Consider the following 20,244-nt stretch of genomic DNA (forward strand, 5'->3'; position numbering starts at 1 on the left):
CCGGCCCGCCTGCGCCGGGCTGACCGGCGAGGACTGGCTCGGCTGGCTGGCGGAGCAGGATCCCAACGGCTTTCCCTGGCGCGAGCGCGGCCGGTCGCTGCTGGTCGCGCCCTATGCGCCATCCGGGGCGATGGCCGCCGGGCTGGAGGAACTGATCGATGCCGCCGACGGCTGGGTGAGCGCCCCCAAGCCCAAGTCGGGCTCGGGTCGTCGGCTTCGACTGCCGGGCCGGCGTCGTGCCGTCTCGCCGACGGGGGAGGGCGGTCATGTTTGAGTTCCAATGGCCCTGGGCCGCCCTGCTGCTTCCGCTGCCCTTGCTGATCGCCCGCTTCTGGCCCGATCGGCGCGTCCAGCCGGAGGGGGGGCTGGAAGGGCGCCGCGACACCTTGCTGCATCCGGCGCTGGAGGAGCTGCGAACCGCCTTCAACGCGCGCCGTCCGCGTCTGCAGCTCGCCGGCTGGTTGCATCGCGCACTCCTCTATCTGTTGTGGCTCGGTCTGGTCCTGGCCCTGATGGGTCCTCAGTGGCTGACCCCCTACACCGAGATCAGCACGCCCGGCTACGACCTCATGATCGCGGTCGACGCCTCGCATTCGATGGAGGCGCTCGACTTCAGCGTCGAGGGCCGTCAGGTCAACCGCATGGCGGTGGTCAAGGGCGTCATGGGGCGCTTCATCGACGCGCGTGATGGCGACCGGGTCGGGCTCATCCTCTTCGGCAGCCAGGCGTTCATCCTCTCGCCGCTGAGTCTCGACCGGCATGCGGTGCGTCAGCTGCTCGACGGCGTGGTGCCCGGCATCGCCGGTCCGGCGACCGCGCTGGGCGACGCCATCGCGCTCGGCGTCAAGAAACTGCGCGAGCGGCCCGAGGGCTCGCGGGTCATGATCGTGATCGCCGACGGCGACAACAACGCCGGCAGCTTCGCGCCCAAGGAGGCGGCCATGCTGGCCCGCGCGGCCGGGGTGCGCATCTATGTGGTGGGGGTGGGCAGCAACCAGACCAGCATCCCCATCTTCGAGGACGGCAGCGTGCGCTACCGCGAGGATCTCACCATGGACGAGGACACCCTGCGCGAGATCGCCAACCTGACCGGCGGCGGCTATTTCCGCGCCACCGACACCCGTGCCCTGGAGGAGATCTCCTCGCGCATCGGACAGCTCGAAAAGACCGAGGCCCAGGCGCGCACCGCCTATCTGCCTCGACCACTCTACCGCTGGCCCCTGGGGATGGCGCTCCTGGCCCTGCTCGGCCTGGGGCTCTTCCCCGAGGGACGCAAGCGCTTCGTACGCAGGTTCGCCAGTGACTGACACGGGCTTCCATTTCGACCAGCCGCTCTGGTTCCTCGGCCTGCTGCTGATCCTGCCGGTCGCCGTCTGGCTGGCCCGCAGCGCGGCCAAGGCGGCCCAGGGCGCCATCCATCGCTATGCCGATCCCCATCTGCTGCCCTATCTGACCGGCACGCGCGATCTCAAGACCTCCGAGCGCTGGGGCCGCTTTCTGCGCTGGTGTCTGCTCTGGACCCTGCTGCTGACGGCCATGGCCGGGCCGCGCTGGGACTATCGCGACATCCGCCTCTTCCATCCGGGAAACAACCTGCTGGTGCTGCTGGACATCTCGCGCTCCATGCTGGCCGAGGACGTGAGCCCGAACCGGCTCGGCCGCGCCCGCCAGGAGCTGCAGGATCTCATCGTCCAGGACCGGCAGGTACGGCTGGGGCTGATCGTCTTCGCCAGCGTGCCGCACGTGCTCTCGCCCATTACCGAGGACATCGGCAGCATCCTCAACGCCCTGCCGGCGCTCTCGGCCGATCTGGCCAGTCCCAACCTGCAGGGCAGCAGTCCGACCCGCGCGCTCACCCGCGCCGAGAGCTTGCTCGCCGGTCTGCCCGAGGACAGCGCACGCTCCATTCTGCTCATCTCCGACGGCGACTTCGAGGAGCCGGGGCTTGCGGATCAGGTGGGGCGTCTTGCGGACCAGGGTGTGAGGCTGCACGTGCTGGGCGTCGGCACGCCTGAGGGCGCGACCGTCCCGGCGCCCCAGGGCGGCGTGGTGGTGGATCCGCGCGATCCGAACCGCGCGCCGGTGCGTTCCGCATTGAACGAGCCGCTGCTCGAATCCCTGGCGGCGCGGGGCAAGGGGCTCTATCTGCGCGCCGATTTCCGCGACGCGGATACCCAGCAGATCCTCGAGGCCGCCGCCACCAGCCGACTTCCGCCCGAGGCGAGCGACGCCCGCACCCGGATCTGGAACGAGCGCTATTGGCTGCCCGTGCTGCTTCTGGCCGTGCTGCTGATCCCGCAGTTCCGCAGTCTGCCGTCACGCCGACGCCGTCCGGCCCGTCAGACCGAGGATGCTCAATGATGATTCGAGCAAGAATTTTTGAACCGCAAAGGACACGAAGAGCGCAAAGGGTCTCGATGATTTGTCTTCGCGTCCTTTGCGCCTTTGCGGTTCCCGTTTTCTATCTGACGGTTTCGCCCGCGCACGCGGGCTGGTTCGAGACCGACGCGCAGCGGGCCTACGAGACCTATCGCTCAGGCGATTACGCCGAGGCCGCCGAGTCTTTCCAGGATCCCTATCGGCGTGGTGTCGCGCTCTATCGGGCCGGGCGGTATGCCGAGGCCGAGCGTGCATTCGGCGCGGTGGATTCGGGCGCCTTCCGCGAGTCGGCCCGCTACGACCAGGGCAATGCCCGCTTCAAGCTCGGCGATTACATGGGTGCGGCCGAGGCCTACGAGGACGTGCTGGCCGGAAATCCTTCCCACGAGGATGCGGCCTTCAATCTGGCATTGACGCGCTCCATGCTGGCCAGGCTCGAACAGGAGCAGTTCCGCGACCGGACCGATACCCCCAAGAAAGAACTCAATAAGGCGGCGGACGCTCAGTCCGGCGACCGCTCGACAGACGAGCAACGCAAGGATGCGTCCAAACAGACATCGTCCGAGGAGACGCGGTCTGAGCAGGAACGATCCCAGCAGGGCCAGAAGCAGGAGTCGGAGCAGTCGCGGGACTCCCAATCCCAGCAGCAGAAGTCCGGTCAGAAACAGGACGAGAAGCAGCAGGACAATCAGCAACAGCAGTCGGGCGATGGCGAGCCTCAGCCGTCCGATTCATCCGGATCGGAGCAGCAGGAGCAGTCCGGAGAGGGTTCATCCGGCGAGAGCGGTCAGGGAGGTGGTTCCGGGGATCAATCGGGCGGAGAGTCGACGGCCGAGCAAGGGGATTCCGGCCAGGGCGATGCGTCGAGCGGCCAGGACGGGGCCTCCAGTCGCGAGACCACCGATGGAAGCGGCGATCGGGGCGAGGATCAGGATCGGGCCAACGGTGATCGGCGGAACGCGGACCGCGATGCGCGTGGCAAGGGCGGTGAGCGTCTCGATGCGGACGGTGAGTCGGGCGAGCGTGAGTCGAGCAGCGATGCGCGCGGAGACCGTGGCGAGGATGCGAAACGGGACGCTCAGAGCCGTCGCGATGATTCGACGAGCGAGGAGTCGGGGCGCGGAGAGAAGGGCGATGAGCGCGGTCGGCGCGAGTCTTCCGAGCGCGACGCCGAGGACCAGGGCGCGGGCGGCGACGAGCCCCGCGAGCAGGGGCCGGGTAAGGGCGAGGATGGCGAGGGCTCCAAGGGCCGCTCGGATCGCGATCGGGGCGAGGAGGGCGAAGGCGGCGATCGGCCCAAGTCGGAGGAAGGCGATGGGGGACGCTCGGACCCGAATCGTCCGGCGAGCGAGCGGCGCGGTGGCGGTCCTGGACCGGCCGGCGCTGAGAGCATGCGTCTTCCAGCGTCGCTCGACGCGCGCGATGCCAGTGCGGTCGATCGGTTCGACCAGCTCGGTCGTCAGCCCGGTGTCGATATGGACGCCCAGACCAATGAGGGCCAGATGCCCTCGCTTGAGGGGATGCGGGCGATGGGCGGTCCGGGCATGGCGGTCATGGAACAGCGTCTCCGACAGATTCAGGGAGACTCGAGCCTTTTGATTCGCAACCAGTTCCGACTCGATGAGATGCGCCAGATACAGGGTATGACGGGTGGCTGGCGGGAGGTGAGGCCGTGGTGAGGACATCCGCCGATTCCTGGAGCGGGCGATGGCCTTGGCTGATTGGCCTGATGTTGTGCTGTCTGTTGGGCGCTGCCCAGGCTCAGCCCTATTACGGCCAGCCCTACCCGATGCAGCCCTATCCAGGTCGGGGCTACTATGCGCCGCACTATTACGGCCAGCCGCCGGGCTATGGTCAAGCCCCCAATCCCCAAGGACAGGCACCCAGCACGGGCGCGCCCGCTCAGCCCGCGACGCCCCAGTATCGTCCCTTGTCGCCGAGCAATGCCCAGGGTGTGCCGCCGACCTATCCGCCGTCCGCACCGAGTCAGCCGTCCTATGGCGCGCCTGGTTATCCCTCGGGTTGGCCGTCGTCCTATGCTCCGCCCTCTGGGCGTTCGTCGGGTCCGGCTGCGCCCAGTTTGAGCTGGTCGCTCGTCGAATCCGCACCCTATCTCCAACAGCCGGTGGTCTTGACGCTCGAACTCGTGAGTCAGAGCAGTCCGAGCACGCTGGATCTGGAATTGCCGTCGACCAACGATGTGCTGATGAAAACGCTGGAGGGACCGACGACCGATTCGCGCCAGATCGATGGCCGGCGCGAGGTGGTCAACAGCTTCGTCGCCACACTGGTTTCGTTGCGCACGGGTGAGCTCGAATTGCCGCCGATTCGTGCGCTGGGGCGTTGGGCCAACGGCCAGCGCTTCGAGGCCGAGACCGAACGTCCGGTGCGGCTGCAGGTGCGGCCCTCCATGTCATCGGTGCAGCCCTGGTTGCCGCTGGAGTCGCTGAGTCTCAAGTCGACGCTGGATCGCGAGGGCATGCTGGAGCCGGGTCAGCCGGTGACCCTGACCCTGGACATCTCGGCTGCCGGTGCCACGGCGGTCCAGCTGCCGAGTCTTGAAAGTCAGTTGCGCGGCGAAGGCTTCCGCGTCTATCGCGAGCAGACCCTGACCGACACCCAGCTCTCCTCCGACAAACGTCGTCTGCTCGCGCGCCGCACCGAGTATTACACCCTGGTGCCCCAAACCGGCGGTCGGATCACCCTGCCCGAGATGAGCATCGCCTGGTGGAACGTCGAGCGGGGCGTGCGCGAGGTGACGCGGTTGCCGCTCAAGACCCTGAACGTGCGCGGTGGCGGGCCGTTCGGTCTGTCCGCGGGCGCCTTCTCCGCTTCGGTTTGGCTCAAGGTCTGGCTGCCGGTCGGTGCGCTCATGCTGCTGGTGGCCGGTTATTGGGTCGGCGTGCTCTATCGCGGTCGTCCGCTCCAGGCCGGGGCGGATCTGTTGAAACTCGGGTGGCGCGGCCTGGTCGTCGGGTTGGGTCTGATCGTTGTGCTGTTACGACGCTATCTGGGCGGCTGGACGCTGGGGTCCCTGCGGGAGGCAGTGCGATCGGCCTGGTACCGGTCGATGAGCCCGAGCAGTCGCTTCCTGCATTGCGTGCGTCGCGCCAACCGGGCCGAGACAGCGGCCGAATGGTGCCGTCTGTTCGAGGCCGAGTCGCGCGTCTGTCTGTCCGCGCATGGCGATCTCACCCAATCGTCGCTGATGCGTCAGATCCGGCTCTATCGTCCAGGTGCCGATCCGGCGGTGCTGAAGCGGCTCATGGACCAGATGGACGCGGCGCGTTTCGCTCACCGGCCGCTCGACTTCGGTCGTTGGAAGCGCGAGCTGATGGGACAGGTTGGGCGTCGGGCCGCGTTGCTGCATGGCCGGCGTGCAGTCGGTCGCGTGCGCTGGGCCGCGCTGCCCGAGCTGAATCCCCGCTAATCGGTTCGAACCGGGAGACGATGCGTACGACTTGAGAGGGCGCGCGGGATCGTCCATTTTCTGGTCCGTATTCGACTCGTTTCTGGAACGCCTTCCGGACCAGCCGCTATCCTTGCTCTCCCGTGCCAATCCATGACCCGCCCTCCGCTTGTCGCGACGGCTCCGATCCCCTGTCGGAGACCCTCGAACCTGTCGATTTGCCCGAGTCGATCGAAGGCGAGGGTGTCCCCCTGGGCGAATTGTCCACGGAGGCGGCGGTTGCCGATCCCGAGCCGGAGATGGCGTCGGACCCATTGCCCGAGCGAGGTGATGGAATCCTGGCGGGACGTCTCGGCCTCTGGGCGCGTCTATTGGTTTGGATCTGGCGTGGGGCGGTCGCGATGCTCGTGTTTCTCATGCTGTCCAGCTTGCTGCTGGTCGGCATCCTGCGCTGGGTGGATCCGCCCGCTTCGGCCTTCATGCTGCGGCATGCCTATAACGTTTGGCGCCTCGACCAGCACCCGCCCTATTACCAGCATGTCTGGATTCCATGGGAGCGTATTCCGGCCAGCATGCGTTTGGCCGCCATCGCGGGGGAGGATCAGCGTTTTCCGGATCATTTGGGGTTCGATCTGATTGAGATCCGTCATGCGGTGACCGATTATGTTCAAGGCGGTCGTCTGCGCGGCGCCAGCACCATCAGCCAGCAGACGGTGAAGAATCTCTTTCTCTGGCCGGGCTCGGGCTGGTGGCGCAAGTTGGTGGAGACCTGGTTCACGCTGGCGGTGGAATCGCTTTGGCCGAAGGAGCGCATCCTGGAGGTCTATCTCAACATCGCCCAGTTCAGCCCCAGTACCTACGGGATCGAGGCTACCAGCCGGCGCTATTTCCACCACTCCGCCACCGAACTCACGCCTGAAGAGTCTGCCTTGCTGATCGGAGTGCTGCCCGCGCCCGGAATCTATCAGCTCGACCGGCCGTCGGAGCGGTTGCGATGGCGCGCCGACTGGATTCTGGATCAGAGCCGTCGGCTGGGTGGAAAGCGCTATCTGAATCGACTGTGACGACACCGTTCGTCGAATTCACCGCCGCGCCAGTCGGCGAGGGTGCCCGGATTGTGCTCTCGCTCCATCCGGGTTACGGGGTGGAGTCGGTCCCTCATTCGCAATAGCGTTCCACCAGTGCCTGGTGGTAGGCGAGTTTGTTCTGGTTGAAGTCCTTTTCGCTGCGGGTGCGGTAGCCGTTCAGCACCTTCTGGTGCCACTTCGCAACCTCGCTGCGGTGTCTGGCACACTTGGCGGCGTCGAAGCGGTTCGTGTCAGTGCGTCGAGCACGTTCCGTCTCTTCGGCGTGGCGGGCCTGTTCGCGCGCCAGGGCACGTTTTGTGCGCGCGTCGCGCATGGATTCGAGCTGTTTCCCGACCGAGTAGTCCTCGGCCAATGGGGCGTTCTTGGGGGCCTGTGTGTCGACGGAGAGGTCGGCGGATTGGGCGGTCGCCTCACAGGCCGTTTGCTGGTAGGTCGTGTGCCCGTTTGTTCCCCTGCACTTGTAAAGCTCGGCCTGAGCGGCCGTGCCGGCGAGCAGGAGTCCGATACCTACGAGGCGCAGGGCGTTACGGGGCGCATAGTGCATGGATTGGGTCCCCTTCTCAGTTCGAGAGGGGACCTTACAGCAGTAGACGAAAGGTGTTCAATAGGCCCCGCATTGACGGGGCCGATGGATTAGCAGCAGCTACGGCGTTTCGCGACCGCCTCGGCGAGTTCGTGCAGCATGGGTAGGGTGTCGTCCCAGCTGACGCAGGCGTCGGTGATGCTCTGACCGAAGATGAGGTCCGTGTTCGGCCCCACGTTCTGTCGCCCGCCGACCAGATGGCTCTCGATCATGACGCCTATGATGCGACGGTCGCCACGGCCGATCTGCCCCGAAACGTCCTGACAGATGCTGATCTGCTTCTCGGGGCGCTTGTTGCTGTTGGCGTGGCTGAAGTCGATCATGATTTTGGGCGTCAGCCCGGATTCGAGGATCTTCTCGGAGGCGATGCTGACGCTCTCGGTGTCGTAGTTCGGGCGCTGGCCACCGCGCAAGATGATGTGGGTGTCGACGTTGCCGGTGGTGTTGAAGATGGCCGACTGGCCTTCCTTGGTCACCGACATGAAGACGTGCGGACGCGCGGCGGCATGGATGGCGTCGATGGCGACGCGGACGTCGCCGTTGGTGGCGTTTTTGAATCCGATTGGGCAGGAGAGACCCGAGGTCAGTTCGCGATGGCCCTGGCTCTCGGTGGTGCGGGCGCCGATCGCGCCCCAACTCACCTGGTCGGCGATGTATTGGGGGCTGATGAGATCCAAGAACTCGGTGCCCGCAGGGATGCCCATCTCGTTTAGATCGAGCAGCAGTTTGCGGGCGATACCGAGCCCCTTGTTGATCTCGAAGCTGCCGTCGAGGTTCGGGTCGTTGATGAGTCCCTTCCAGCCGACGGTGGTGCGCGGCTTCTCGAAATAGACGCGCATCACCAGCAACAGGTTTTCGGCGAGCTCGGTGCGCAGCGGCAGGAGACGCCGGGCGTATTCGAGCGCGGCTTCTGGATCGTGCACGGAGCAGGGGCCGACCACGACTAGCAGGCGGTCGTCGTTGCCGTGGAGGATGCGCTGGATTTCGTGGCGCGTATTGTAGACGGTGTCCGCTGCCTTCTCGGTGAGCTGGTATTCCTGATGCAGTTCGTTCGGGGAGCGGACTTGGGTGATTTCGCGGATGCGCAGATCGTCGGTACGGTGCATTGTGGGCGTTGCGATGATTCGGAAAACGCTCAAGTATAAACCCAGAAGTGCTCCGCAGTCGGCTCAAAGCCTTGTCCTGACGCTGTTTTCCGGTGATCTGCAGGATTGGCCTATAGCCGGTGGCGGTTGATGAAGTCCACGACGGGGCCGAAGCGTCCCGAGCGGACACGACTGATGCCGGCATAGTCGATGTTGATGCCGTACCAGCGTTCCGCTTCCATGTGGAGCACATGTCCGGCGACAGCCCGAGAGACCCCCGCGTGACAGACGATCAGCACATGCCGGTCGGCGTCGGTCTCCAGTAGGCGATCGAAGGCTTCGGCCACGCGCGCGCAGAAACGGTCCAGCGGCTCGGCCCCTGCTGGACGGGAGCCGACCGGGTCGCGATAAAAGGCGGCGTATGCTTCCGGTTCGCTTTCGGCGACTTCGGCATGCGCGCGGCCCTCCCAGACGCCCATGCCGACCTCGCGAAAGGCGGGCTCGATCGCGAGCGGCAGGCCATGTCGTTCGGCCAGCTCGGTTGCGAAGTGCTGGCAGCGGATCATGGGCGAGGTGATGATGCGATCCCAGGGGGCCGATTCTCCCAGTGCATCGCGCATCTGGTCCCAGCCCAATTCGGAGAGCGGATCGTCCGTTCCACCGCCGCGATAGCGTTGTCCTCCCTCGGGTTCGCCGTGACGGATGAGGTCGATCAGGGTGTCAGTCATGCTGGCTCCTCTTCGGAGTGCTTGGTGAAAAGGGGGATGTGCCGCGATGTAGCGGGATGGGGCGACGGGCCAGATTCAATGCGAGAGATGACATCATGAAATCCAAGATCTACGAAGGCATTCATCAACAAGAACAGGGCGGGATGACTCCAACGGCCAATATCATTCGCGACGCCTGGGTCTTCGGCCTGCTGCCCGAGGAGGAGACCTGCGAGGGCTGGACCATCCAGGGCATCGACGCACTCTACGACAAGGTGAGTGCGGCATGGGAGCCCTATGGCCATCTGGCTTCCAATCTGCCGCCGGAGTTGCGCGAGCGTCATGCGCGCATCTACGACGCGGCCATCGCCCAGGCCCGCGCGGCCGGGTGGAATCCCGAACTCGACGAGGGCGATTGAGGCGCCTGGCGTCCCAGCGCTGGAGGGGTTCATGTCCAGCTATTTCGTGCGCGAGACCTTCTTTCGACCCGATCGCGAGGTCGCCCGCGAGCAGACCCGTATTCCGGCCAGTCTCTATGGCGCGCTGGCATCGCTGCGTCGGGATGCGGGTGACAAGGGCGTCTTCGTGCCTATTCGTTCGATGCAGTATCTGGCCGTCATCGATCGCGACGAGGTGGTCTTCGTCGACGCTGTCGGGGGTTATGCCCATCGCAATGGTGAGGGCGGGCGATTGATTCGGATCGCCTGGCGTCCGGTCGTCCGACGGGACTTGCTTTCCACTCCCGTTTCCTGCGAAGTGATCTACTATTTTAGTGGCCTAAAGGACATTCAGCGGCGACTCTTGTCCGACCTGGCATCGGAGGTCGCTAAGACGCTTGAGCGGCGGCTCGTGGAAGAGGGCGGGGTTTGGGAAGGGCGGATCCTGCCTTTTCCTGTTGCTCGCTGAAGACTCGGCGAAGTCACTGCGATCGCTCAAGCAAGACAGGGAGCCGTTTGGGACGTCCGCCGTCCCAGAAGCCACGTCAGTTCGGCGCTTCGGCGCCATCTATAACGATCGGGTCGACCGGCCCGAGAGATGGAGGATTCTATGTCAAAACTTTTAACCTGGCGCGATGAGTGGTCACTGCACATCGATGTCCTGGATAAAGACCATCGCGCCCTGATCGAAAGGCTGAGCGATATCTGCGTGCGATTCTGTCCCGAGGCCTCGGCCGGACGTTCCGGCGATGCGATGGCATTGCTGGATGCCTTGAGCCAACTGGGCGACGAGATGCGTCAGCATCTGCAGCGCGAGGAAGAGTTCATGCGCGCGTTCGACTACGAGGGTGTTGGCGAACATCAGAGCGAGCATGCCCTGTTGTTGGCCGAGTTCACCGCCTTGCTGCGGGAATGGCGGGCGGAGGGGCTGCACGTCTTCGACGAGTCGATCCAGTGCATTCTTTCCGATTGGCTGCTCGCACATATTCTTGGCGCCGACCGGGAGTTCGCTGACGTCTATTTTCGTCTGTGTGGCAAGGATGTCTCGAACGATCAGGAGCCACGGGCGCTGAGACAGCTGCAATCCAGCTACCGCTCCGGTCTTCGCTCAACCTTGGCCAAATAGGTCCTTCAACGACTGAAGCGTGGTCTGACGACCCAATTCGCCGATTGCAGTCGTCAGAGGGATCTCCTTGGGGCAAACCCTCACGCAATTCTGGGCGTTGCCGCAATCGCTCAGTCCGCCTGAGGCCATGATGCGATGCAGCCGTTCGGTCTTGTCGTAGCGACCGGTGGGATGGGCGTTCATGAGTCGGACCTGGGCTAGAGGCGCGGGTCCGATGAAATCCGATTGGGGGCCGAATTGAGGGCAGGCCGCCATGCAACAGCCGCAGCTCATGCAGCGGCTGTAGAGATAGCTGGCGGACCATTCGGCCGGCGAGATACGGGGCGCGCCCTCATGGATGTCCCAGATGCCGTCGATCTCGATCCATGCCTTCACCCGGCGCAGTCCTGCATCCATGCGCGCGCGGTCCACCAGCAGATCGCGCACCACCGGGAACTTGGGTAGCGGCTCCAGCACGATGGGCTGCTCCAGATCGTCGATCAGCGCCGAGCAGGACGGGCGCGGCACCCCGTTGATCGACATGGCGCAGGACCCGCACACCTCCTCCATGCAGTTGTGATCCCAGGCCACCGGTTCGACCTGGCGGCCGTCGGTCGTCATCGGATTCTCTCGCAGACACATCAGTACCGAGACGACATTCTGGTCTGGCGCATAGGGCAGCCTGAACGTCTGCCAATAGGGTGGCGTTTCGGGTCCATCCTGGCGGCGGATTCTGAGATGTATCCACTCCTTCATCTTGGGCCTCACCGATAGTCGCGTGGATCCGTTGGCGGATAGACGCTGAGATCCACCTCCTCGTAGCGGATTCTGGGGCCGTCCGGAGTCCATTCCGCAACGCTCGTCTTCAGCCAGCGATCGTTGTTCGTCTTCCAGCGCATCCGATAGTCCTCGTACTCCGGGTCGCCGGGAAACGTGCCGTCCGGGATCGGGATCTTGAACGCGGCCTTGTAATGGGCGCCCCGGCATTCGTCGCGTTCCAAGGCGCTGCGGGCGACCGCCATGGCCAGCTCGATCATGTCGCGCAATTGGCGGGTGAATGCGAGTGTCTGATTGGCCCAGGTCCGACTGTCTCCAAGGTGCACCGATCTCAGCCGTTCGCGCAGCCTCTGCAGCTCTTCGAGCGCCATCTCCAGGTCGGGATTGGTGCGTACCACACCGACCTTGGACGTCATGAGTTCGCCCAACTCGCGGTGGAGACGGTAGGGGTTTTCTGGTCCATCCGATTCCATGAATGCCTGGTTGATAGCGGTCTGACGCTCGACTTCGGCACGCAGCATCCTTTCGCTCGGCACCGCCGAGTCGCGCACTAACCCTTTCAGATAGCTGACCGCCGACTCGCCGGCGACCCGGCCTGAGAAGCTCGCCGACAGGAGCGAGTTGGCGCCCAGGCGGTTGGCGCCATGGTAGGCATAGTCGCATTCTCCGCAGGCGTAGAGTCCGGGAATGTTGGTGGCCTGATTGCTCGGACTGCCTGGGCGCATGCCGCCCGATGCGTCGCGCTCGAAGTCGACCCAGAGACCGCCCATGGGATAGTGGGCGGCAGGGAAGATTTCCATCGGTGCGTTCAGCGGATCGGTTCCGGCGAATTTGCGATAAATATCGAGGATGGCGCCCAGACGTTTCGAGACGAACCCGCGATCGAGATGGGTCAGGTCCAGATAGACCCGGTCCGAGCCGCCGATGCCGAGCCCCATCTGGCGGGTGACGCGCCAGATGGCGCGCGCCGCCTCGTCACGGGCGACCGTGTTGCCGTAGGCGGGGAAAAACTCCTCCAGGAAATAGAAGCGCTCGCCCTCGGGGATCGAGCGCGGTGGACGATGCTCGCCCGGATTGCGCGGCACCCAGATGCGTCCACCCTCGCCGCGTGCGGCCTCGCTCATGAGCCGGGTCTTGTCGTTGCCGAGCATTGCCGTCGGGTGGAATTGGAAGAACTCGGCGTTGGCGAATCGGGCACCCTGCTGATAGCAGCGGCTCGCGGCGGCGCCGGTGCAGTTGGTCGAGGTCGTGGTCTTGGGGGCGTAGAGTTGGCCGAAACCGCCAGTTGCCAGGACGACCACCTCGGCGGGGAAGGCCCGCACCTCCAGGCTTCGAAGATCCATGGCGACGATACCGCGACAGGTTCCGTCGGCGTCCTGGAGCAGCGAGAGAAACTCCCACCACTCGAATTTTTCGATTCGTCCCAGCGATTCCAGCCGTCGAACCTGTTGATCGACCCCGTACAGAAGCTGCTGACCGGTGCTGGCGCCCGCGAAACAGGTGCGTCTGTTCTTGACTCCGCCGAAGAGACGCTGATCGAGAATGCCTTCCGAGGTGCGTGAAAAGGTGACGCCCATGCGCTCGAAGGTTCGGATCAGTCCAGGGGCGTGCTCGCACAGGCTCTTGATCGGGGGCTGATTGGCGAGATACTCGCCGCCCTTGATGGTGTCGATGATGTGCTGGCGGACCGAGTCGCGTTCGCCCTTGGTGTCGAGCACCGCGTTGATACCGCCCTGGGCGCACACCGAGTGGCTGCGCTTGACCTCGAACAGCGAGAACAGCTGCAGCGGGAATCCGGCGTCGGCGATTCGCAGTGCGGCCCAGAGTCCACCGAGCCCGCCCCCGATGACGATGGCCTGTAGTGGGATCTTCATGGCAGGAAGCCTAGCAGCCCGTGGATGCCGATCGCCCCGAGCAGAAGACCCAAGCCGATGCAGAGATAGCCGAACAACCGCTGTGCCTGGGCCGAGGTGGTCAGACCCCAGACGATTGCCATGGTCGAGAGGCCGTTGACCAGATGAAAGACCGACAGTAGCAGGCCCAGCGTATAGAGTCCGAAGACCAGCGGGTCGGTCAGCAGAGTCTGCATGTGTCCGTAGAGATCGTCCCGGACGGCTGGCTGCCAGAGTCCCTGGATGCGTGTCGTGCCGACATGGAACAGCAGAAAGGCGAGAATGCCGATTCCCGAGATGCGCTGCAGCCAATAGAAACGGTTGCGTGCATAGGGATAGCGAGAGAGTTCGGCCCGCATTTGGCCGCTGATGGCCAGGCCATAGGCGGCGTGCAAGAGTAGGGGCAGTGCGATGACGAAGAGTTCGATGAAGGGGAGGTAGTTCATCTCCTGTAGCGCGGAGACGACCTCAAGGTTGTAATGATCGGCACCGAAGCGGGATTGGGAGTTCTCCCAGAGATGGAAGGTCAGGAAGGCCCCGATCGGGATCAATCCGAACAGCGAATGGAGCCGTCGCAGCAGAAAATGGATATGATCGAGCGAGGCGTTCATGGCTGACCCGAATAGCTGGTTTCGGCGTCAAGCATAGGTTTGCTCGATGCGACTGGCACTGATCGGGCGCATTTCGAGGCGAAAGCCACCGATACGCTGCCTGGCCCGTGACGATCAGTTGATTCGCGTCAACTGACGCGAACCCGTGAAAGGGATAATTGTCTGAAATCTATATCGCTTCCATGTCTGGGTGTTTTTCGTCCTAGGCAATGGGGTGATGCGGTCTCGAATCGAGTCGTCGAATATCATTTGCGTTCAATGTCTTGGAACGCCTTTTGGGTAATCAGCAGTGTCTTCATCCGACCAGGATATTCTGTCATCCGACGAACTGGAGTACATCCGCCAGCTCTATGCCGATTCGGAATCGGACGAAGAGGTGGGTGGTTGGCTGCGTGTTCCAAAGGACGCAGCCGGTCTCTTGGATGCGTTTTCGGAGAGCCCGCGTATCGAGCTGCAAGCCGGCTGGAAGGGGCATCGTCTGCGGTTTCCGCTCAAATTGGGCAACCGCGTCGGAAATGGCGAGTTGACGTTGGATATCGGCGTCCCCGAGATTCTGGAGGGCGGCGAGCGTTCGCGCAGCTGGCGTGTTCCTCCAAGCGAGGAGATACGGATTCGCGACAGCAGCGGTCTTCTGGATCAGCCGCGCGTGGTCAATCTGTCCTATACGGGGATGGCGATCGAACAGCGCGCGGATCAATTGCCGAGCATCGAGGGGCAGCTGAAGGGTCTTGAGCTCATTCTGCCCGGGCAGGTCGAATACGTGCGTCTGCTCGGCTACGTGGTGCGCCATAGCCAGCTCGATGACGAACACGTCCAGTTGGGGATTCGTTTCGATCCATTGGAAGAGAACGCGCGCGAGTTGCTCGGACGTTACATCTTGAGTCGCCATAAGGAATTGCAGGAGGCGGACGACGGCGAGACGGTCGGCTGCGAGGTCGATTGAGGGGGCTCAGCCGAATGCCTCCTCGATCGCGGCGCGGATCTCGCGTTCCTGTCGCTCGATGCTGCGCACCAGCGCGAATTGCACCTGCGCCTTGAGCAGATTCCGTCCCGGTTCATCCACGCGAAAATAGCGATCCCCTTCCAGGTGATCAGTCAGAAAGCGTAGACCCAGCTCGAACGGTACCAGTCGGACGGCCTCATACAGCAGGCCCACCTCTTCCCGCCGCAACAGAGGTCCAGATCCCTCGGCATAGCCGGCCAGGATTCGCGCACAGATTCCTAGATCGAATTCGGCCGTCTCCGCCTCGCGTATTCCCTCGCCGTGTCGGTTGCAGCATGAGCGCAGACAGTCGCCCAGATCGTGAAGGACCAGGCCCGGTTGGACCGTGTCCAGGTCGATCAGTGCGACGGACGCGCGTTCGTCGGCCGAGAAAAGGATGTTGTCGAGCTTGGGATCGCCGTGCGTGATGCGCGTCGGCAGACGCCCCTGATCGCGCGCCCGCTCTAGAACATTGGCCAACGTATGCCGTGCCGCGACGAAGCTGTACGCCTCTTCGAGATCGGCGTCGAGAGGGATGTCGCGCCGCCGGTCCGAGATCTCCGTGAAGCGTTTCAGATAACCCGGTGTGTCATGGAAGCCGGGGAGCGAGATGCCGAGCCGCTCCGTTGGTAGTTCGGACAGGGTGCCGTGGAAGCCGCCAAGAATGCGCCCGACCTCGGAGGCCTGATCTGGATGCGCAATCCGGCTCAATGTGCGTGTCCCAGCGATGAATTCCATCAGCCGCCAGACATGGCCGTCCCCATCCCGGACGAAGGGCCGTCCATCTCGGGCGAGGATGAGTGTGGGCAAGCGTGGCTCTGTGGTTCCGCGCTTGCGCAGGAACTCGGAGAGCGTCAGCAGATTCGCCATGATCTGCTCGGGTTGCGGGAATACGGCACCATTGATGCGTTGCAGGATGTAGCTCAGTCCGCCCGTATCGAGCCGAAAGGTGTCGTTGATGAGTCCTTGGCCCAAGCGCCCGAGGGTGTCGATAGGGCCTGAAACGTCGAACTTGGCGGCGATGGCGCGCAGTGACGTCCCGTCGTGGCGGATCGCGTCCCGATTCTCCGACTGACTCTGCATGGTCGATCGTCCCGATTGGGTGGACATGAGGTATTGGCGCCCGGCGCGTCCCTTCTTGGCGTCAATAGGAACGACGGACCTCCAGCACCTCTGGGATCTGCTGGAGCTTGGCGATCAGGCGGTCCAATTGCCCCACGTCCTGGATCTCGGCCGTGAAGCGCATGGAGGCGGTGTCGGTGCTCCGCTCCGAATGGGTGTTGACCCCGATGACGTCGATGTCCGCGTCGGAGAAGGTCGATGAGATGTCGCGCAGCAGCCCCTTGCGGTCGCCCGCAATGACGAGTAGATCGACCGGATAGGCGACCTTGGCGGGTTGGTCCGCCCAGCGGACCTGGATGAGTCGCTCGGCCTCGTCGGTGGGCAGATGGCGTATGTTGGAACAGCTCCGGCGATGGATGGTGACGCCCCGGCCACGGGTGACGAAGCCCACGATCTCGTCGTAGGGCACCGGCTTGCAGCATTGGGCCATCTGGGTCATGAGGTCGTCGACCCCCTCCACAACGACCGCACTACTGGATTGGGTCGTCTTGTGCTTCGGCGGCGCCTTGATCTTGGGTTCGCTGTCCTTGGGCTCTTCCGCCTTGGGTTCGCCGACCTGGCGTGCCACCTGCCCGACCGCGAGATCGCCGCGTCCGATCGCGGCCAGCAGATCCTCGCCGCGCTTGAAGTTGAATTTGGGCGCGAGATCGTCCGGATGCGGCTTCTCGACGATTCCCAGCCGAGCGATCTCGCGCTCCAGGGCGATGCGACCCTCGTGCAGGTCGTGCTCCAGGTTCTGCTGCTTGAACCACTGGCGCACCCGGTTGCGCGCCCGGGCCGTGGTGAGATACCCATGGTGCGGGCTCAGCCAGTCGCGGCTGGGGACGGCATTTTTCTGGGTCAGGATCTCGACCGTGTCGCCGCTGTTGAGTGCCTGATTGAGCGGAACGATGCGCTCGTTGACCCGTGCCCCTCGGCAGCGGTTGCCGACCTCGGAATGGATGGCATAGGCGAAGTCGAGCGCCGTCGCGCCCCTGGGCAGCTCGATTACCTTGGCTTGAGGTGTGAGCACATAGATGTGCACCGGTTCGAACTCGGCCTTGAAGCGCTCCAGAAAATCGCTGGAGTCGTCGCTTTCGTTCTTGAGCTCCAGCCAGTTGCGCATCCAGACCAGACGGCGCTGGAACTCGGCGTCATGCCCTTTGGCCTCCTTGTAGGCCCAGTGCGCGGCGACACCGAACTCGGAGTGACGGTGCATCTCGTAGGTGCGGATCTGCACCTCCAGCGACTTGTCCTCCGGGCCGATCACCGCCGTATGCAGCGAGCGGTACATGTTGCCCTTGGGTGTGGCGATGTAGTCGTCGAACTCCTTGGGGATGTGCCTCCAGAGTCCGTGCACCAGGCCGAGCGCGGCGTAGCAGTCGGCGACCGTCTCCACCATGATGCGCACCGCGCGCAGATCGAAGATCTCCGCGATATCCACGCCCTTGCGCCGCATCTTCTTCCAGATGCTGTAGATGTGCTTGGGACGGCCCGTGATCTCGGCCTTGATACCCGCTTGCTCGAAGGCCTCGCGCAGGGTTTGCATGACCGTCGCGATGTACTGTTCGCGCTCCTCGCGCCGTTCGGCGATCAGTTTGGCGATGCGTTTGTATTCGTCCGGCTGCAGATAGCGCAGCGAGAGGTCCTCGAGCTCCCACTTGATCTGCCAGATGCCGAGACGGTTGGCCAACGGTGCGTAGACCCGTTGGGTGTCGCGGGCGATCTTGGTGCGGCGTTCGGGCTCCAGGTCCTTGATGGCACGCATCAGATGGACGCGCTCGGCCAGCACCACCAGCACCACGCGCACGTCCTCGGCGATGCCGAGCAGGAGTCGGCGCAGATTCTCCTCGTGCTGGGGCTGATCCTTGGCGGCGATGATGGCGTTTACGTTGGCGATCTGTCCGATCCGCGCCAGATCGCCGACCATGTGGGCGACGTTGTGGCCGAATTGCTCCTGCATCTGGGCTTCGGTCAGGCCGGTCTGGTTGAGACACCCGTTGAGGAGGGCGGCGACCAGCGTCTCGTAGTCCATGCGCAGCCCGGCCAGGATGTCGGCCGTCGAGAGGACGTGCCTGACCTGGGTCTCGCCGGTCTCGATGCGGTGATCGCCTCGGTAACGTGCGAGCGCCTCGCAGGCTCGTGCGATCTGTGCGTGCTCTTCGCCTGGATAATGTTGTGTCAGGGTGTCGAGCCAATGCCGCATTGCCGTTGCGTCATCGGTATTCGAATCGGGAAGGTTGTAGACGGGTTTGACCATGATGGATCGCCTCCATAGGCGCGGCCCGCGCCGGAATGATGTCGTGCGCGGGTCCTTGTCCGTGTGCGAAAGGGGCGGTTCAGTCCAGAACGAGGCTAACCAGTCCGTCCGCGAGCTTGGGCTCGAACCAGGTGGATTTGGGCGGCATCACATGGCCCGCATCGGCCACCGCCATGAGGTCGTCCATGCTGGTTGGGTGGAGCGCAAGTGCGATCGCCATTTCGCCCGAATCGACGCGTTTGACCAGCTCGCCCAGTCCTCGGATCCCACCGACGAATTCGATGCGGTCGTCGCGTCGCGGATCCTGGATGCCGAGCATGGGGCCGATCAGATGGTTCTGCAGCAGGCTGACGTCGAGTCGAGCGACCGGGTCGTCGCTTGGGATCAGGTTCGGGTCGAGCGTCAGACGATACCAGCGGCTGTCCATGTACAGGCCGAATTCGCCAGGTCGGGCCGGTTTGACCGGCTCGGCGCTCGGCTCGACCTGGAAGCTCGCGGCGAGCCGCTCCAGGAGGTCTTCCGGCCCCTGTCCGTTGAGATCGCGGATCACGCGGTTGTAGTCCAGGATCCGCATCTGATCGTGCGGGAAGATGACCGACAAAAAGCCCGTGTCCGAGGAGCGTGATGCGGCGACGCGTGCGGCGGCGGCCGAGCGGTGGTGGCCGTCGGCGATGTAGAGCGCGTCGAGCGCCTCGAAGGCCTCGGTCAGTTGTGCGATGCGTGCCGGGTCGGTCAGGGTCCAGAGCTCGTGACGTACCCCATCGGTGGCGGTGACATCCACCTCGGGCCGGGTGGCCCCGACCTCGGCGAGCAGGTCGTCGATGACCGACGTCGCCCGATAGACGAGAAAAACCGGTCCGGTCTGTGCCGACAGTGCCTCGATCTGACGCACCCGGTCGTCCTCCTTGGCCGGGCGGGTGAACTCGTGCCTCTTGATGCGTCCGGCGTCGTAGGCGGCGACCGAAGCCGAGGCGACCAGTCCGATCTGGCGATGCTCACCCATGGTGAGCCGATAGACGGAATAGCAGGGCACCGTGTCGCGCATGAGCACTCCGGCGTCGAGCATGCGGTCGAGATTCTCGCGGGCCTTGGCGTAGACCTCGGGCGCATAGGGATCCGTGCCCTCGGGCAGGTCCACCTCGGCGCGCGAGATGTGCAGGAAGCTCCAGGGTCGGCCCTCTACCATGCGTCGTGCCTCGGGCGTGCTCATGACGTCGTAGGGCGGGGCGGCAACCTCGGCGGCATGTTCGGGTGCGGGTCTCAGGCCGGCGAAGGGTGTAATCAGTGACATGAGCGGTCTCGCTGGGTGGGTGGCTGCGGACTGGGCTGAGTGCTGTCGTGGAGCTTACGGGGCACGGGAGTGCCGGTTTCGGCAGGGGCGCCGAGCGCATTCATGGTAGCAGCAAGGCCGAAACCGTGCGAAACCCAGTAACGCTATCCATTGACCCTATACTGTCCCCATTTACCCCCATCGAGTTCCCGGTTTCCCTGATGAGCGACAACAGCTATCTGAAGGATCTGATCCTATTGCGTAACGATCCGTCCAAGGTCGAGACCATCCGTGCAGCGGCCGAGCGCGGCGAGCTGGATGCACTCTACGCCATGGGGCTGATCTGCGCCGAGGGACGTGGGGTGAGCGTCGATCTGGCTCAGGCGCACTACTGGCTGTCCCTGGCGATCGAGCGCGGCGATCGGGATGCCGTGCGGCTGCGCGAGATCGTCGGCAGCCAGATGAGCGATGAGGAATATGCCGTGGCCAAGCGGTTGCGAGCGGCAGGCACCTTGGGGATGCTGTCGTCCGATCGGCGGCATTGAGGGCTAGATCGAT

The 20,244-nt window shown here is 64.3% G+C and carries 20 protein-coding genes; 11 read left to right on the forward strand and 9 right to left on the reverse strand.

Annotation, left to right across the window (positions count from 1 at the left end; genetic code table 11):
* The 6 genes from THIDRDRAFT_RS02395 to mtgA form a co-directional block, all read left to right on the forward strand.
* The coding region (locus THIDRDRAFT_RS02395) for a DUF4381 domain-containing protein (RefSeq protein ID WP_007039196.1) at positions 1-274 on the forward strand (274 nt) is incomplete at its 5' end.
* Positions 267-1,307, forward strand: coding sequence for a VWA domain-containing protein (locus tag THIDRDRAFT_RS02400; RefSeq protein WP_007039197.1), 1,041 nt, complete (start codon positions 267-269; stop codon positions 1,305-1,307). The genes THIDRDRAFT_RS02395 and THIDRDRAFT_RS02400, both read left to right, overlap by 8 nt.
* Entirely contained in the window at positions 1,300-2,361 is a 1,062-nt protein-coding gene (locus THIDRDRAFT_RS02405) for a vWA domain-containing protein (RefSeq protein ID WP_007039198.1), read from the forward strand. Before THIDRDRAFT_RS02400 ends, THIDRDRAFT_RS02405 begins: the two co-directional genes overlap by 8 nt.
* A 56-nt stretch (positions 2,362-2,417) precedes the next feature.
* Positions 2,418-4,058 carry a tetratricopeptide repeat protein gene (locus THIDRDRAFT_RS02410; RefSeq protein WP_007039199.1) on the forward strand — a complete coding sequence of 547 codons (1,641 nt, stop codon included), beginning with the start codon at positions 2,418-2,420 and terminating at the stop codon, positions 4,056-4,058.
* Complete coding sequence (locus tag THIDRDRAFT_RS02415) at positions 4,052-5,809, forward strand: BatD family protein (RefSeq protein ID WP_007039200.1); 1,758 nt, start codon at positions 4,052-4,054, stop codon at positions 5,807-5,809. The genes THIDRDRAFT_RS02410 and THIDRDRAFT_RS02415 overlap by 7 nt, the downstream gene beginning before the upstream one ends.
* Positions 5,810-6,006: 197 nt before the next feature.
* A complete protein-coding gene (mtgA, locus tag THIDRDRAFT_RS02420) occupies positions 6,007-6,852 on the forward strand; it encodes a monofunctional biosynthetic peptidoglycan transglycosylase (RefSeq protein ID WP_281054753.1) in 846 nt (281 codons plus the stop codon).
* A 94-nt stretch (positions 6,853-6,946) separates the two neighbouring features.
* On the opposite strand, the gene THIDRDRAFT_RS02425 is transcribed toward mtgA, so the two are convergent.
* From THIDRDRAFT_RS02425 to THIDRDRAFT_RS02435, 3 genes are all read right to left on the reverse strand, one after another.
* A complete protein-coding gene (locus tag THIDRDRAFT_RS02425; protein WP_007039202.1) occupies positions 6,947-7,420 on the reverse strand; it encodes a DUF4124 domain-containing protein in 474 nt (157 codons plus the stop codon).
* Between the two features lie 89 nt (positions 7,421-7,509).
* On the reverse strand, positions 7,510-8,565 hold the full coding sequence (locus tag THIDRDRAFT_RS02430) for a 3-deoxy-7-phosphoheptulonate synthase (protein ID WP_007039203.1): 1,056 nt from the start codon (positions 8,563-8,565) through the stop codon (positions 7,510-7,512).
* 110 nt (positions 8,566-8,675) lie between these two features.
* Positions 8,676-9,272 carry a histidine phosphatase family protein gene (locus THIDRDRAFT_RS02435; RefSeq protein WP_007039204.1) on the reverse strand — a complete coding sequence of 199 codons (597 nt, stop codon included), beginning with the start codon at positions 9,270-9,272 and terminating at the stop codon, positions 8,676-8,678.
* A 95-nt stretch (positions 9,273-9,367) separates the two neighbouring features.
* On the opposite strand from THIDRDRAFT_RS02435, the gene THIDRDRAFT_RS02440 reads away from it, so the two are divergent.
* The 3 genes from THIDRDRAFT_RS02440 to THIDRDRAFT_RS02450 all read left to right on the forward strand — a co-directional run bounded on the left by THIDRDRAFT_RS02440 (position 9,368) and on the right by THIDRDRAFT_RS02450 (position 10,814).
* Positions 9,368-9,670 carry a hypothetical protein gene (locus tag THIDRDRAFT_RS02440; protein ID WP_007039205.1) on the forward strand — a complete coding sequence of 101 codons (303 nt, stop codon included), beginning with the start codon at positions 9,368-9,370 and terminating at the stop codon, positions 9,668-9,670.
* A gap of 31 nt (positions 9,671-9,701) precedes the next feature.
* Positions 9,702-10,157, forward strand: a complete 456-nt coding sequence (locus tag THIDRDRAFT_RS02445; RefSeq protein ID WP_007039206.1) for a hypothetical protein — start codon at positions 9,702-9,704, stop codon at positions 10,155-10,157.
* A gap of 141 nt (positions 10,158-10,298) precedes the next feature.
* Entirely contained in the window at positions 10,299-10,814 is a 516-nt protein-coding gene (locus tag THIDRDRAFT_RS02450) for a bacteriohemerythrin (RefSeq protein WP_007039207.1), read from the forward strand.
* On the opposite strand, the gene sdhB is transcribed toward THIDRDRAFT_RS02450, so the two are convergent.
* The 3 genes from sdhB to THIDRDRAFT_RS02465 are packed head-to-tail and all read right to left on the reverse strand — an operon-like array spanning position 10,797 to position 14,073.
* A complete protein-coding gene (sdhB, locus tag THIDRDRAFT_RS02455) occupies positions 10,797-11,549 on the reverse strand; it encodes a succinate dehydrogenase iron-sulfur subunit (RefSeq protein WP_007039208.1) in 753 nt (250 codons plus the stop codon). The two genes, THIDRDRAFT_RS02450 and sdhB, sit on opposite strands and share 18 nt — an antisense overlap.
* 8 nt (positions 11,550-11,557) lie before the next feature.
* Positions 11,558-13,444: a succinate dehydrogenase (quinone) flavoprotein subunit gene (sdhA, locus tag THIDRDRAFT_RS02460; RefSeq protein ID WP_007039209.1), complete on the reverse strand. Its 1,887-nt coding sequence runs from the start codon at positions 13,442-13,444 to the stop codon at positions 11,558-11,560.
* Positions 13,441-14,073: a succinate dehydrogenase/fumarate reductase transmembrane subunit gene (locus tag THIDRDRAFT_RS02465; RefSeq protein WP_007039210.1), complete on the reverse strand. Its 633-nt coding sequence runs from the start codon at positions 14,071-14,073 to the stop codon at positions 13,441-13,443. Before THIDRDRAFT_RS02465 ends, sdhA begins: the two co-directional genes overlap by 4 nt.
* 289 nt (positions 14,074-14,362) lie before the next feature.
* Between THIDRDRAFT_RS02465 and THIDRDRAFT_RS02470 the strand changes: the two genes are divergently transcribed.
* Positions 14,363-15,016, forward strand: coding sequence for a PilZ domain-containing protein (locus THIDRDRAFT_RS02470; RefSeq protein ID WP_007039211.1), 654 nt, complete (start codon positions 14,363-14,365; stop codon positions 15,014-15,016).
* A gap of 6 nt (positions 15,017-15,022) precedes the next feature.
* Here the strand turns inward: THIDRDRAFT_RS02470 and THIDRDRAFT_RS02475 are convergent, their stop codons facing one another.
* The 3 genes from THIDRDRAFT_RS02475 to THIDRDRAFT_RS02485 all read right to left on the reverse strand — a co-directional run bounded on the left by THIDRDRAFT_RS02475 (position 15,023) and on the right by THIDRDRAFT_RS02485 (position 19,707).
* Positions 15,023-16,138 (reverse strand): phosphotransferase enzyme family protein, encoded by a 1,116-nt coding sequence (locus tag THIDRDRAFT_RS02475; RefSeq protein ID WP_007039212.1) that lies wholly within the window; start codon positions 16,136-16,138, stop codon positions 15,023-15,025.
* Between the two features lie 61 nt (positions 16,139-16,199).
* A complete protein-coding gene (locus tag THIDRDRAFT_RS02480) occupies positions 16,200-18,416 on the reverse strand; it encodes a RelA/SpoT family protein (protein WP_007039213.1) in 2,217 nt (738 codons plus the stop codon).
* Positions 18,417-18,495: 79 nt separating this feature from the next.
* Positions 18,496-19,707 carry a DUF1015 domain-containing protein gene (locus THIDRDRAFT_RS02485; protein ID WP_007039214.1) on the reverse strand — a complete coding sequence of 404 codons (1,212 nt, stop codon included), beginning with the start codon at positions 19,705-19,707 and terminating at the stop codon, positions 18,496-18,498.
* A gap of 200 nt (positions 19,708-19,907) precedes the next feature.
* Between THIDRDRAFT_RS02485 and THIDRDRAFT_RS02490 the strand changes: the two genes are divergently transcribed.
* Positions 19,908-20,231, forward strand: coding sequence for a sel1 repeat family protein (locus THIDRDRAFT_RS02490; RefSeq protein ID WP_040843738.1), 324 nt, complete (start codon positions 19,908-19,910; stop codon positions 20,229-20,231).
* Positions 20,232-20,244 lie beyond the last annotated feature (13 nt).

The sequence above is a fragment of the Thiorhodococcus drewsii AZ1 genome (genome assembly GCF_000224065.1).
In the GTDB taxonomy this organism is placed as follows: Bacteria; Pseudomonadota; Gammaproteobacteria; order Chromatiales; family Chromatiaceae; genus Imhoffiella; species Imhoffiella drewsii.

Bases quoted from the DNA above. Each gene is read 5' to 3' on its own strand.
- THIDRDRAFT_RS02490 (WP_040843738.1), top strand. From the start codon at position 19,908: ATGAGCGACAACAGCTATCTGAAGGATCTGATCCTATTGCGTAACGAT.
- THIDRDRAFT_RS02475 (WP_007039212.1), bottom strand. From the start codon at position 16,138: ATGCAGAGTCAGTCGGAGAATCGGGACGCGATCCGCCACGACGGGACG.
- THIDRDRAFT_RS02435 (WP_007039204.1), bottom strand. From the start codon at position 9,272: ATGACTGACACCCTGATCGACCTCATCCGTCACGGCGAACCCGAGGGA.
- THIDRDRAFT_RS02425 (WP_007039202.1), bottom strand. From the start codon at position 7,420: ATGCACTATGCGCCCCGTAACGCCCTGCGCCTCGTAGGTATCGGACTC.
- THIDRDRAFT_RS02480 (WP_007039213.1), bottom strand. From the start codon at position 18,416: ATGGTCAAACCCGTCTACAACCTTCCCGATTCGAATACCGATGACGCA.
- THIDRDRAFT_RS02400 (WP_007039197.1), top strand. From the start codon at position 267: ATGTTTGAGTTCCAATGGCCCTGGGCCGCCCTGCTGCTTCCGCTGCCC.
- sdhA (WP_007039209.1), bottom strand. From the start codon at position 13,444: ATGAAGATCCCACTACAGGCCATCGTCATCGGGGGCGGGCTCGGTGGA.
- THIDRDRAFT_RS02450 (WP_007039207.1), top strand. From the start codon at position 10,299: ATGTCAAAACTTTTAACCTGGCGCGATGAGTGGTCACTGCACATCGAT.
- THIDRDRAFT_RS02485 (WP_007039214.1), bottom strand. From the start codon at position 19,707: ATGTCACTGATTACACCCTTCGCCGGCCTGAGACCCGCACCCGAACAT.
- THIDRDRAFT_RS02465 (WP_007039210.1), bottom strand. From the start codon at position 14,073: ATGAACGCCTCGCTCGATCATATCCATTTTCTGCTGCGACGGCTCCAT.
- THIDRDRAFT_RS02445 (WP_007039206.1), top strand. From the start codon at position 9,702: ATGTCCAGCTATTTCGTGCGCGAGACCTTCTTTCGACCCGATCGCGAG.
- THIDRDRAFT_RS02430 (WP_007039203.1), bottom strand. From the start codon at position 8,565: ATGCACCGTACCGACGATCTGCGCATCCGCGAAATCACCCAAGTCCGC.
- sdhB (WP_007039208.1), bottom strand. From the start codon at position 11,549: ATGAAGGAGTGGATACATCTCAGAATCCGCCGCCAGGATGGACCCGAA.
- THIDRDRAFT_RS02410 (WP_007039199.1), top strand. From the start codon at position 2,418: ATGATTTGTCTTCGCGTCCTTTGCGCCTTTGCGGTTCCCGTTTTCTAT.
- THIDRDRAFT_RS02440 (WP_007039205.1), top strand. From the start codon at position 9,368: ATGAAATCCAAGATCTACGAAGGCATTCATCAACAAGAACAGGGCGGG.